Raw genomic sequence first — 13,498 nt, 5'->3', positions numbered from 1 at the left:
TTACCCTTTTTTATTGCTATTGCAGGTATTATTATCCAAGGAGTAAGGGTAACTATAATGATTTGCGAAATAATAAGTATCTTAGAACCCATTTTAAGGATGACTATAGAATATAAAGAAAGAATTATAGTGGATAATAATCACTACCACTAATCCTTTAACGCAAATATTCAGTAAAAAGTTCACTATTTTTATATTATAGTCTATAACCATTAATTTATTTTGCTATTTTTCTTTTTTAATCCCAACAACTATATTTAAATGTTCCGTAGCATCTCTATATTGTGGAAGTTCACACTTCTCCACAGCAACCTTAACGAAGTTATCGTATACTGCTCTGTTTTCTTCATAAACCTTTTTAAGTGGAAGATGTAACCCACTTAAGAAGCTTTCTGCCCCACCATAACTTATGATTTTAAAACCAGCTTCCTCTATTTCTTTTAACGCAGTATCTGGAGTTGTAAAATATACCTCTGTAAAGCTTTCAGTTTCATCAAATACTTGTTCGCCTAAATAGTTATATACATTGTCAATTTTCTCAAAGGTCTCATAAAATTCAGTAAGCCCTGCTTTCAAAGTTCCTATTGAGTTAATGTAAGAAATCAGTGCCACTCCATCATCAGTTAATTTCTTTCTAGCTTCTTTTAACACCTTTAATCTATCTTCTTTCTTATAAAGATGATACATTGGTCCCATTATTAGTATTCCATTAAACTTCTTATCTTCTAATCTATGAATATTTAATGCTGTATCACAAATAAATTCTTCTGCTTCTAATCCTTCTGATTTAATCTTCTCCTTAGCAATTTTAAGCTCTTCACTTGATAACTCAAATAAAGTTACATCATAACCCTTTTTAAGCATTTCAATAGAATATCTTCCTGGTCCACATCCTATATCACAAAGCTTTCCCTCTTTAGGAAAATACTTATCTATAAGATAAAGTGTACTTAGAAACTCCACTTTTCTATATGAATTGTCTAATCTCTCCCATTCATGTTGTGCATTTTCATCATAATATCCTTTTACTATGTCACTCATTCTAAATTCCCCCCTAGCCTTCTATTTATCTTAGTATTTGAATATCATTTTTACCATTAACCAATAATAGTTACTTTTTTATTTGTGGCATCAAGCTCTATTAAACACCCTATGGGTAAAGTTATCATAGGGTGTGTGTGGCAACAATCAAAATCTGCAATAAATGGTATTTTTCTATCACCTAATACTTCTAAAAGAATTTCATATGGGTTTCTACCCGTTTTCAAATCATCAAATAATTCATGCTTACCAAGAATTATTCCAGATATTTTATCAAAAATACCGTTTACTTCTAAAAAGGAAAAACTTCTTTCTATTGTTGCTGCATCTTTTAATGAATCCTCTATAAAAAGTATATCCCCCTCTTCTATTTTCGGCATATATTCACTGCCCCATATGCCTTGTATTGTATTTAAATTACCGCCAATTACTCTCCCCTTGACATTACCCTCATAAACCGTAATCCACTGGTTTTCTCTTTTTTCTTTGCTTCTAGCTTGTGTTTCCCAATTAATACACTCATCTGTCCAATACTCAGGAATCTCTAAAGCATAAGGAAATTTTATTTCATCTACAGTAATTTCTTTAAAATAGTTATAAGTCCAATCAACAAAAGGAGATAATTCTCCAAAGGATGCTACCAGTGCAGGTCCATAATAAGTATTTATTCCTGTTTTTGCATATATGCCAAGTAAAATTGCAGTAACATCTGAATATCCTATTATTATTTTAGGATTTCTTTTAAATGCTTCGTAATCTATATAAGGAAGAATCGAATTTGAATTCATGCCTCCTATAGTAGCCATAATGCATTTTATATCTGCATTTCTAATTAGACTGTTTAATTCATCTGCCCTTTCTTTAATACTTCCTGATCTATAAAAATCACATTTTCCAGTTAATTTTCCTTCAACTATTTTGAACCCCTTGTTTTCTAAATATTCCTTTGCCCTTTCAAATCTTTTAGGACAAGTGTAAGTTATAGGTGATGATGGTGAAAATATACCAATCGAATCTCCTCTTTTTAATTTCATTATGCTATCCATTACAATTCCTCCTCTTGTAATTTCATTCAATACAAAAAAACCTTTCATCCTACTATAGGACGAAAGGTTTAACTTCCGTGGTACCACCTAAATTATTATAAAATAATCACTCACGCTGCAGTACGGAACAATATTCGATACTGCTCACTTATAACGGTGTGATACCGTCCCCACCTACTTGCTTTTTAGATCATTGCTTTCAGCTGGATACTCCGAGATGTTTTTCGGTTAAGGTTTCCATACCAATCTCACACCATCATTGGCTCGCTATAACTTGTTCCAAAACTTACTCTTCTCTTCATAGTATTTATATTTTTTCCATTTATTACATTATATTGGTTGCTATTACTATTGTCAATAATTAATTCAAGCAGTTCCTTTAAAAAAGTTCCATTTGATCAACGGCTACTTCTTCTTCTAATTTAAATCTCGAAGCAACAATAGTTTCTATATATTCTTCCCCTTTTATATGCTCTGATTTTAAATATTTCAACCCACTTTTAAGCTTTGATGGTACTAAATCCAGCACATATATATTGTCAAATCTATTTAATACAGACTCTCCTCCAAGTCCAGACAAACAAATAAGCTGGGTGTTACTTTTCTTAGCTATATCCATAAGAGGTTTTAATAAGTGCTCTGCATTAGTTTGTGCAAAGGGATTATCCATTATAAGAACTTTTCCATCTTCATTGCTCGCAAATATATCTGTTTCGTCGCGTCTCATATATGATAGCAGGCTTGACAATATTACAAAGGCTGAAAGGAAGCCTTCTCCCCCTGAGTTTAGTGCAATTTCGTTCCAACCTAATTGAATTTGCCTATCCTCTTCTATTTTATACAATTTAACCTCTATATTGCTTATAGATACAACTTCATTGTAAAGATCACGGGTATTAATACTCTTAGATATTAAGTCTTCTATATTTTCATTGCTTTGAAGTCTTTCAAGTGCTTTTATAGTAAGAGCTTCTAAAAAATCATTAACTCTTAATCTATAAATTTCACTGCTTGGCTCCCACTCCGGAAGCTTTATACTTAGCATCTTTACATATTTATCTTTTATTTTTATTGAAGAGTTATTATCAATTTTCCCAATATTTGCATGCACCTCTAGTACATATTCGTAAATACTTTGAGCTACATTATCTTTTTCTCTAGTTATTAAATCAATATCTGCTTGAAGCTTTTCCATTAATGCCTTGTGAGCATCTAGTGTTATGTTCAAGTTTTCTATTACAATATCTGGCTTATCTATACTTCTTTCAATAGTTTCTAAGGACTTTTTAAAGAAATCATCATTTAAAAATAATGGTTTTCTTGATACTCTATTTATTTCATTACTTAAGGCAAGACTTTTCTTTGCTTCTTCCTCTAATGACTGTCTATAATCACGCCTAAGCTCTCCGCTATATTTGTTAAGCCCTTGAATTTCAACCTCCATTATAAGCTCCTGAGTTATAACGAAATCCTTAAACTCTTCTAAATTAGATAAATTGTTTTCAAGTTTTTCTATAGTGTTTACTGATAATAATTTTTCCTTTTTAACTTCTTCTAACTTATGACTTTTCTCAAAGGTTCTTTTATTAAAATCTCTATCCAATATTTCTTCTCTTGCTTTCGGAGTTTCTTTATTAAAATCATCTCTTATTCTTTTATAAAGATTTTCTATATTGGTATCAACTTTTGCAAAAGCTATTTGTAACTCATTTATGTTATTATTGATTTTAGCTATAGCACCTTTAAGATTCTTTAACTGGCCTTTTATTTCTTCTTCTTTAAATCTATCATAGGTTACTTCCCTATATTGAATTTCACTTAAACAATATTCACTACCTTTAGCTATTAAATCTTCTTCTTTTAGCCTAAATCTTTCATTTGCATCTTTGAGGCTATCTTCTAAAAGCTGAATATCTGTGGAAATTTCCTTAGTTAAGCTGTCATATCTAGCTTCTAAGTCTTCTATATCCTTTTGCAAAATTTCACCTTGATTATATTGATTGTACTTGTTGAAATTATCCTGAATTTTCTTAAGCTTTCCATTTAAATCTCTAAGTCCATCTTGGATATTTGATAATGAAATTTCAAGGCCTATTTTATTCTTTTCTTTAATGTTTTTATCATTAGTCAGTTGAGTTATATTTTCACAAAGGTCATCTAGCTTTTTCTTATCAAAAGTATATCTTTCATAACTTTTTAAAAGAAAATTAAAATCTTCTATTTCCCTTTTTAGTTTTTGTAATTCACTTTCCTCCGTTCTTATTGTCTTGTTTGTGTTTTCTAAAGTTTTATTTATATCCGCTATGGTACCTCGAAGAATATTAAAACTGTTTTCCTTGGATATTAATTCTTCATCCTTTAACTCCAAGTGTTTCTCTAAGTTTTCATAAATTTCTTTATCCAATATAGAAAACTCAACTTCACTTCTATTTCTTTCATAAAACTGAGTATCACTTATCTTCCTTGCTAAAGCTTCCTTTAATGAAGTTATTTCACCTTGTTTTTCACACAATAATTTCTTTAGCTCTTCTTCATTTATAAGACCATTGTTAAAGGATACATAAAATGTGATATCCTCTAAGTTGCATAAACTATTCACTTTTCCACTAGATTTATTAGTTAAGCTCTCTCTTTTCACTATAGGAATAGGATAGGAGGTAAACACTCCTATCTCTTCTTTTTGAAGCTTTATTAAATCCTCTGGATCCATAATTAGGGAGTAGGGTAGAAATGGATTATCCTCTATGAATTTTATATTTTCCACTTGACTGTAATTGTTTTTCTTAAGCCAATCTATACCATAGATTATATTTATATCTCTTAGGCGGAGCTTTTCTTCCATGTCCTTTGGAATTTCTAGTGTTCTTCCCGTTTGAAGTTTTTTCTCCTCTTGTTGCAACTTATTTAATTTAATAATGAATTTATTTTCTTCCTGCTTTAAAATTCTAATTTTACTATTAAACTCATTTATTATATATTCTTTATGGAAGAGCCTACTCTCATCTACATCTATGTATCTTATAATATTCTTTCTATTTTCTATTTCTTTAAGTAGCTTATTTTTCTCATTTTTCATATTGCATATTTCATTATTTATATTACTTATTTCTTTTGAAACATCCTCTTTTTCTCTTTCCCTGGCCTTAATTTCAATAGATTTATCTTCATATAATTTTTTGCTCGTAGTAATTATTTCTTCTTTTTTAGTTGAACTTTCACTATATGATAGGGTTTCCTTATTTATAAAATCTTCATTACAATATCCCATTAAGTTTCTTATAAAGGCTTTTTTATATCTATTATTAAAATTCTCTTCTTCCTTTGAAAAAGAATTTATATTACTTTGAAGTCCACCCTTTACTATGCTCTTTTGCTGAAGTTCCTTATTAAGTTCATCTATTTCCTTTTTAACTTCATCTATATTTGTTTTTGTAATCTTTATGTTTTCCTCATTTTCCTTTAAACCCTTTGAAGTTTCCCTTTCTTTACCTTCATAATGTTTCTTTAAAGTAAAGCCTATATTCTCCCTTTCTGGCTGTAGATCCTTATTCTTTTCCTTTGCAATATCTATTCTATTTTCATATTTCTGAACATCTCTTGAGGCTTTAACGTACTCCCCGTATATCTTTGAGCACTCTAGCACCTGCTGCGCTTTTTCAAGATCACTTATTTTTTCATTAATATTTAAGGCTTCTTCTATAGCTGTTTCTTTATCTGCACTTATATCTTTAGCCTTATCACAAAGTGCGTATACCTCTGATGATATCTTTTCATATTTAATATCCCTAATATATGATTCTATTTCTGAGATTTTAAACTCTAGTTCCTCTTTGTTTTGCTGCGCCAGACTTAAACTATCTTCTAAATACTTTATAAGATTAGCTATTTTATTTTTCAAACTTTCACTGTGAATTTTATGCTCCATAAAAATTTCTGCCACAGCCAATATTTCCCTTGCGCAGATTCTAAACTCTTCTATAGCTTGTTTTTTCTCTATTTTAGACTGATTATATCTATACTGATATATGTATTTTTTAACTATTTCACTGAAATTCTTTATTTTGTCTTCATCTTTATTAATCTTATCTTCTACAGCTTTAATAAACCATTTCTCCACAAGCCCTGATACATTTTTTGCTTCTTGAAAAAGCTCTGATAACCCTGATTCTTTCATGTTAATTTTCTTTACTATGCTTTCCCATTCTTTATTATTTATCTTATACTGCCTTAAATTATCAAAGTAATTCTTAGTCTGCGACGGCACCGTCATATCAAAATAATTAAAGTTTATGTTCTTATCTTTTTTCAGCTCTTCCAGCAACACTTTAGTGTTAGTAAAACTTTTGATTTTCTTAATATTCTTTTCAACTTCAACTGCTGGAAAATTGTAAATATCATATTTACTATTCCCTCTATACTCATGTATAAAAGTTACTATATCTAAATCTTCTCCGGAATCATCATCTGAGGAAATGAGCCTTTTTTTAACCATCATACCAACAAGCACATGCGAAGTGCCACCATCTAGCACCCATTCTGTTAAAATGTAGCTTGGTGATGATGAGGTAAAATAACTTTTAAAGGTTCTATCTTTTAAATCCCTATACCTCTTATTTACAAAAGGGGCCATCATGAGCTGAACCATTACAGACTTACCCCCACCATTTCTAAGGCTCAAAAGGGTGCTCTCGCCACCTAGTTCGAATATCTCATCATCTATCTTCATAGAATTGTTATTATAACTAAAGTTTACAATTCTAAGAGCATTTATTTTACTCATTAATTTCACCTCCAAAAGCTTTAACTACCCTCTGGTAGTTGTTTTTGTTTAGTATGTTCCAATCCATAAAGTTATCTAGCTTTGAGGTAGTAATTATCATATCATCCGCCTGTACATAATTTATAAGTCCTTGATTTTCTAAAAAATTAAGTATAGTATATATAAACCCTTCCTTAGTGGTTCTAGAAGTAGTTTGCTTGTCCGAACTTTTAAGTGCTTCAAAACGCTCTAAAATATTGGTATAGGCAATACCAGTTTTGATTTGCTCCTCTTCTAGGTTTTCTTTTTCCACGCTCTCTTTTAATCTATTACTTATTATGTTTAAAAGCTCCCCACCCTTTAAAAAGTCTCTAGATTTACTTGTTCTACCTTGAGAACCATAAAACTCGACTAGCATAGTAAGTATTACAAACTGTGATAAATAGTAGTCCTTATCATTGCAATTAGACTTACAAAGTTCTTTTTTAAGCGCGCCTTTAGAGTACCCTAAAAAATCGTTTTCCTCGCTGGGTATAAGATATATAACTCCACTGTACTTTTCTACCCTGCAGCCAGAGTTTTCTCCTTGTATTTTCACTAAATTCATTACCTGCTCACTTTCAGAATACATTCTAAAAAGATCTTTTTCCTTTTCCTCTGAAAGTTCTCCACTTTGAATTAAGTAATAAAATATTTTGTTGCTAGTATTTATATCATCTATATTGTACATAACTTGTCCTCACTACCTTTCTACTTTAAAACACACATCTGAGCATATAACAGTTTTAACTATACCTTTATCACTTGGAAGTCCGTAAAACTTAATCTTTTCCACACTATCCACTATTTTAGAAATATAAATATTTTTAATATCACTAAGTTCTATTTGACCGCATACTAAATCTAGTATAGTTTCATTTAACTCAAATTCGAATTTTTCTTTTTCTGATATGGTTTCTTCTTTTTCTTTTTTAAGCTCTGCTATATCAATATGTTTATACTTTAAAAGTTCAATTATTATTTCTCTAAATATCTCAACAGTTGGTATTAATACTTCCTTACTATTACTATCATTTTTGATTTTTTCTGATATTTCTTTAAGAGATATTTCTTCTTTTTCGCTAGCAAATTCTAAAATCACTTTTAAGGAGCTTCTGTATTTCGCTAGCTTTGCTCTTGCTTTTTCTCTTTTTTCCTCTATAAAATGACCTTCTTCAAAAGATACTACCTCATCTTCTTCAAGTTCTTTTGCCTTTATGGTTTTCTGATACTGAAGGCACTTATTAAGGTTATATATTTTAGTAATAGGTGATCTATATAACGGCCTTAAAATGTAATCTATAGTATCCAGCTTTGAGCTGTCCTCCATAATCTTGTCATATATATCCGTCCCTATATTAAATCTCTTTATAAGCGACATTGAAGCCATTTCCTCTAATTCTTTTGAGTAAACACTTTTAAAATCAAAATGAGTGTTTAATATCTTTTGCTGCTCTTCAATTGCGCGACCAAGATACTGCTCAATTATTCCTAAGAATTTCAGATTTTCTAGTTCCTTGCCACTAAGCTTTTTAACGTTAATATCCTGCTCTCTAATCTCTTGTATTTTAAGGTTAACCATATTTCTATATTCATTAAATTTCTTTCTTGTTGTATTTAAAGAATCCATATTACCTTCTAATAATTGTCTATATTCTTCTACAGAATAGTTAAGAGCATTTTGCCTAATTCTACGTATGGCATCATGCATTTTTTGAAGCTGTATTCTAAGAAGATTAAATATATTCTTAACATCATCTACAGCCTTATCATAACTAGCTTTTTCAAGATGAAGCTTAAATATCATTTCATGTATGGTGAGCTTCATATTGCTTTCAATTTCTAAGGTAGACAAAAGCAGTGAATAACCATCATCCGTTAAATAATAAGAGGTTCTTTTTACCACATCATCAACATAAACTATCTTATTAGAAACAAAACTTATATATATATCCGTGTATTCCCCTTCTTTAAAATCAAAGCCCTTAAAATACATTGCACGTCCTTCATCACATAGCACTACATTTACTATAAATTCCCCTAGTTCCTTGCATTCTTCATAACTTAGAGACTTTTTAAAGTACTTCATATTAACATCATCAATAAAGCTACCTATGCTATCCATAGTGCAGTATTCATCCTTTAGTGACTCCTCCATTATGTAAAGCATAACTGCAAAAATTAAATTTATATATTCATGAGTTTCCTCAAAACCATAATTCTTCCATACATTCTTAAACATACTATTTTTACAAAGCAGAACATAGGCTCCAACTTTCTTCATTCTTACATCAAAGTCTTTAAGAAAATCTACTCGCATTTTTTTAATTCCCCCTATTCAGCCTTCTAAAAATCCCCAATATTCAATATTTCCTGAGGGATATACTTATTTGAGCTAAGTATATTCATTATAACATCTCTATACTCCTGCGTAAATTCCCTTAAAAATACTCCACTTATATTTCTATTTTGACCTTCTTTTGTATTTGGTAAGCTTATATTTTCTTCAATAAATTTATCTAGCATAAATTCATATCCTTTAACAAAAGGTTTTATATTAAAACTTCCTTTAAAGATTTCATATAGCCCCTCATAAATTATTATACCTTCATAATCCAAATCTCCAAGATATAAAATTTCATTATCTCTATGTAAAAGGTAGGGCTCAGCGCAAAGCTCAAAGTCTCTAAAGGTCTTATATATATTTTTTCCTCCACCGTATATTAGTGTAAAGATTTGCTCATTAAATATGCCTTTACCTTCTTTTATAAGGTGTTTTCTCATACTATAAAATGTATCTTTATTTTCAATTATTAAAATCTTTTGTGGTGAGTTTTTATTGTAAGAATAATATGAAAGGGGCTGGGTAGTGTCGTAGATATTTAAAAACTCTTCTGGTAAGTTAAGATTTTTCAGTATCCTTTTCCCACCTTCTCTGTTAAGGAACTTTTCTCTTTCCCAAATTTGAAAACTTCTTTCATTAGCTGCTACTTGTGTACTAAGTAAATTTAACCTTTCATCAAGAAATTTACTCAAAGAAAGAATAAATTTCCTGTCTTCTTTATATTTATCAATGTTTTTCAAGTAATAAGTTTTGTCCAGCTTAATATTAATACCATAGGATAACTCCAATACAAACTTAGTATTATCTTCCTTCTCTCCTACAATGGTATATCTATTATATAAAGCTGGTTTTTTACCATTTAACTTGCTGCTTTTTATAGGTATTATTACTTCCTCGTTAATTAAGTTTATTACTACATTCACAAGTTCCATATAATTGCTTATATTAAGATATTGTTGCAACTCATCAATATCTATTCTTTTTTTGTTGAGGTTTTTTAAATCCTTCATGGTTTTCTCCTTATATAATCCGGCCTAGCATTTACATGTGCCTAACACTCTAAATAAGCCCTAGCTATTCTTTCTAGAGCTTCCTTCAATATGCTTCTTTGACAAGCTATATTAACTCTTTGGAACTGTTCTCCCTCTTCTCCAAACATAATTCCATCATTAAACCCAACTTTAGCTTTCTTAACAAAAAACTCTTTAAGTCCTTGTGATGTCATATTTAATGCTGAGCAATCCAGCCAAACAAGGTATGTACCTTGTGGTTTTACTATTTTTATTTTAGGTATATGTTCTTCAAAGAAATTAATTAGGAAATTTAAGTTTCCTTCTAAATATTCAAGAAGCTGCGTAAGCCATTCTTCACCTTCATTATACGCTGCTACTAATGCTGTAGATGCAAAGGTGTTTACTTCACTTACGGCGTTATTTTCTAAAGTTATCTTAAACAAGCTTCTTAATCTATCATTAGGAATAATCACATTAGACACTTGGAGTCCTGCCAAGTTAAAAGTTTTACTTGGTGCTGTGCATATAATGGAATTTTGTGAAAATTCTTCTGAAATAGATGCAAATACTGTATGAGAGTTGCCTTTGTAAATAAGATCAAAGTGTATTTCGTCAGAAACTATTAATATATTATTCTTTATACATATTTGTCCTAGCTCAATGAGCTCCTCTTTATACCATACTCTTCCTACTGGATTATGCGGATTACATAAAATAAGCATTCTCGTTCTAGGAGTAATTTTCTTTTTAAGATCCTCTAAATCCATTTTATAGCTACCATTTTGATATTGTAATGGATTTTTAACTATGGTGCATCCATTATTTTTTATTGTACTATAAAAAGGATGGTATACAGGTGTTTGAATAATAATTTCATCCCCTGGTTGTGCAAAAGTTCTTACTATGTGACTTAGTGCTGGAACTATACCTGGAGTATAACTTATCCACTCCTTTTTTATATCCCAATTATGGCGTTTTTTCATCCAATTTATAACTGCATCATAATATCCGCTACCTTTTGTAGAGTATCCATATATAGAATGCTCCACTCTCTTTTTTATAGCATCAGATATAGGTTTGGCTACCTCAAAATCCATGTCTGCTACCCACATAGGTATCACATCTTTGTCCTCAAATATTTCTTCTAATTTGTCCCACTTTACAGACTCGGTATTTCCTCTATCTATTACTTTATCAAAATCGTATTTCATAATATCCCTCTTTCTTATATATAATTTTAACAACTTTCTAACTTGTAGGTTTACAATACTAGTCCACTTATAATTATAATGCTATTTTAACTCCCTTGTAAAATATTTTCGTGTGAATAGATTATTTTTGGTTTACTAATATTATGTTCATCTTTTAATATATTTGCATTATTTGTTATAGTTGCTTTTATCTCATCAAATCCCCAATTACTGTGCGCTTGCTTTATAAGTGCTATGGTGCCCCTTATATAGGGTGCTGCCATACTTGTACCTGTGTTATTTATATAACCAATATCATTTAATAAATCATCATCTGCCATGCTGTAACATTAGCGACTTTAGAAAAAAATACTCCCACTTATATATGGAGAGTATTTTCTTCTAGAATATTCTTAAATATTCAATTTTTCAAATAACCTTTTTAAGATATTATATGCTTAAGGATTTACAACTTCAACATTAACAAGCTTAACTCCATCCTTTTCTATATCCCATGTTCCCTTAACATATCCAAGTGTTTCAGCATTACTTGTTCCAATTACCCTTTGAGAACTTATTAATTGATATTTACCAGGAGTAGCTTTAACCTCAACATTACTTATTGGATTTCTCATACCAGAAGTGTTCTGCATAAGCTTTCCATTTTTGTTGTATACATTTAAATCTATATATACATCTTTCATACTACTTATATCTAATGAATAGGTTTTATTGCTTTCTTTAACATTAACATCAACTTTGAATCCATCTTTAAATTGAACATCATATTCTAAACCATAGTTAAATTTCTCTTGATCAAATAAATTAGTAACCTTATTATCTTTTAATGATATTAAGCTATATGCTTGCATACCACCACTTCCGCCACTTGGAATAGTAATAAGTAATTCGCAAGCTTTATCATTATTTAAATCAGCTACAACCATTGTTGGAGTATATCCAGAATTGTTTTTGCTAACAGGAATTTGAGTAGCTTTGTTAGTTTTAGAATCATAAACCTCAAGACATATATTATCTACATACAGACCTGATAAATTAAGATCAGAAGTGCCTGTTAAGCTAATAAACTCTTTTATTCCATCACCATTAACATCGCCCTCAGTTTGAGCGAAAATACGTTGGAACTTTACTTTATCAGCCTCTAATTTTATATTTTTGCCATCCCATTTCCACTCTGATTGTAAATACCCAAGTGTATCTGCGTTACATGTTCCCACGATGCGTTGAGAACCAATCAGTTCATATATCCCATCCTTATCCGTGTCTACTGGGGTTAGTTCACCAAATCCATTCATCCATGGTTCAATATTTTCTTTCAATTTTTCATCTTTATCATATATATTTAATTCTGTATACTGCTCTTTATTAGGCGATAAATCAATTTGAATAGTTTTATTTAATCTTTTACTACTTAGACTGGCCATAAAGTTATCTTCAAACTTACCTGTTAAATCTATTTCACTACCATTTTTTTTGCTATCCCAAAGTACGCTTGCGTTATTTCCCTTAAGATTAATAATAGAATATTCGATTATTCCGCCACTTCCACCAGTTGGCATTTTTACAAATATATCTGGCATTTTATCACCATTAAAATCCCCTAAAAATATTGTAGGTTCGTATCCACCATTATCTTTTCCTAAAGATGATTTTATAAATTTTTTAGTCTTTCCATTTTGAACTATTACATTTAAATTCTGAAAATATATATCATCCTTATTTGTTTTTGTTCCTGTTAAAATTACATTGTCTTTTATATTATCGGAAGTTATATCAACATACTTATAATCTGCAATATAAGTATTTTTACTTAATTTTAGTTCAGGTATTGCTATAGGTGAACCTATTTTATAGGTTGGTTGTTTCGGCGACGTAATACCTTGAGCGCTTATTGTAGATCCTGCAAGAATAAGTGAACCTAATATTATGGTTGATAGGGTTAATTTTTTATTTTTCATAATTATTCCTCCATTAAGATAAATTAGTTTATAAATTAATTATATCTCATGTGCTTTTATGAATGTTTACAAATTAGGTATAATTCA

9 protein-coding genes and 1 other annotated feature are annotated in these 13,498 nt (G+C 30.0%); all 9 genes read right to left on the bottom strand.

What is annotated here, in order from left to right; translation table 11 throughout:
* Window positions 1-225: 225 nt before the first annotated feature.
* Window positions 226-1,041, bottom strand: coding sequence for a class I SAM-dependent methyltransferase (locus Ctaglu_RS09750; protein WP_125000662.1), 816 nt, complete (start codon window positions 1,039-1,041; stop codon window positions 226-228).
* A gap of 56 nt (window positions 1,042-1,097) precedes the next feature.
* On the bottom strand, window positions 1,098-2,087 hold the full coding sequence (locus Ctaglu_RS09745; protein WP_125000659.1) for a S66 family peptidase: 990 nt from the start codon (window positions 2,085-2,087) through the stop codon (window positions 1,098-1,100).
* Window positions 2,088-2,139: 52 nt separating this feature from the next.
* Window positions 2,140-2,398 (bottom strand) — a binding site (T-box leader).
* Window positions 2,399-2,466: 68 nt separating this feature from the next.
* A complete protein-coding gene (locus tag Ctaglu_RS09740) occupies window positions 2,467-6,867 on the bottom strand; it encodes a coiled-coil domain-containing protein (protein ID WP_125000657.1) in 4,401 nt (1,466 codons plus the stop codon).
* Window positions 6,860-7,576, bottom strand: a complete 717-nt coding sequence (locus Ctaglu_RS09735) for a DUF6063 family protein (protein ID WP_125000655.1) — start codon at window positions 7,574-7,576, stop codon at window positions 6,860-6,862. Before Ctaglu_RS09735 ends, Ctaglu_RS09740 begins: the two co-directional genes overlap by 8 nt.
* A 12-nt stretch (window positions 7,577-7,588) precedes the next feature.
* Window positions 7,589-9,205, bottom strand: coding sequence for a hypothetical protein (locus Ctaglu_RS09730; protein WP_125000652.1), 1,617 nt, complete (start codon window positions 9,203-9,205; stop codon window positions 7,589-7,591).
* 26 nt (window positions 9,206-9,231) lie between these two features.
* A complete protein-coding gene (locus Ctaglu_RS09725) occupies window positions 9,232-10,239 on the bottom strand; it encodes a Wadjet anti-phage system protein JetD domain-containing protein (RefSeq protein ID WP_125000649.1) in 1,008 nt (335 codons plus the stop codon).
* Between the two features lie 41 nt (window positions 10,240-10,280).
* A complete protein-coding gene (locus Ctaglu_RS09720) occupies window positions 10,281-11,453 on the bottom strand; it encodes a MalY/PatB family protein (RefSeq protein ID WP_125000646.1) in 1,173 nt (390 codons plus the stop codon).
* 86 nt (window positions 11,454-11,539) lie between these two features.
* Window positions 11,540-11,773 carry a S8 family serine peptidase gene (locus Ctaglu_RS09715; protein ID WP_125000643.1) on the bottom strand — a complete coding sequence of 78 codons (234 nt, stop codon included), beginning with the start codon at window positions 11,771-11,773 and terminating at the stop codon, window positions 11,540-11,542.
* A gap of 117 nt (window positions 11,774-11,890) precedes the next feature.
* Complete coding sequence (locus tag Ctaglu_RS09710) at window positions 11,891-13,411, bottom strand: YybI family spore inner coat protein (RefSeq protein ID WP_125000640.1); 1,521 nt, start codon at window positions 13,409-13,411, stop codon at window positions 11,891-11,893.
* Window positions 13,412-13,498 lie beyond the last annotated feature (87 nt).

This window comes from Clostridium tagluense (assembly GCF_003865095.1).
GTDB classification, from domain to species: Bacteria; Bacillota; Clostridia; order Clostridiales; family Clostridiaceae; genus Clostridium_AD; species Clostridium_AD tagluense.
The sequence above is the reverse complement of the archived record's forward strand: the minus strand, read 5'-3'. Positions and strand labels throughout refer to the sequence as shown.

Bases quoted from the DNA above. Each gene is read 5' to 3' on its own strand.
- Ctaglu_RS09750 (WP_125000662.1), bottom strand. From the start codon at position 1,041: ATGAGTGACATAGTAAAAGGATATTATGATGAAAATGCACAACATGAA.
- Ctaglu_RS09745 (WP_125000659.1), bottom strand. From the start codon at position 2,087: ATGGATAGCATAATGAAATTAAAAAGAGGAGATTCGATTGGTATATTT.
- Ctaglu_RS09740 (WP_125000657.1), bottom strand. From the start codon at position 6,867: ATGAGTAAAATAAATGCTCTTAGAATTGTAAACTTTAGTTATAATAAC.
- Ctaglu_RS09735 (WP_125000655.1), bottom strand. From the start codon at position 7,576: ATGTACAATATAGATGATATAAATACTAGCAACAAAATATTTTATTAC.
- Ctaglu_RS09730 (WP_125000652.1), bottom strand. From the start codon at position 9,205: ATGCGAGTAGATTTTCTTAAAGACTTTGATGTAAGAATGAAGAAAGTT.
- Ctaglu_RS09725 (WP_125000649.1), bottom strand. From the start codon at position 10,239: ATGAAGGATTTAAAAAACCTCAACAAAAAAAGAATAGATATTGATGAG.
- Ctaglu_RS09720 (WP_125000646.1), bottom strand. From the start codon at position 11,453: ATGAAATACGATTTTGATAAAGTAATAGATAGAGGAAATACCGAGTCT.
- Ctaglu_RS09715 (WP_125000643.1), bottom strand. From the start codon at position 11,773: ATGGCAGATGATGATTTATTAAATGATATTGGTTATATAAATAACACA.
- Ctaglu_RS09710 (WP_125000640.1), bottom strand. From the start codon at position 13,411: ATGAAAAATAAAAAATTAACCCTATCAACCATAATATTAGGTTCACTT.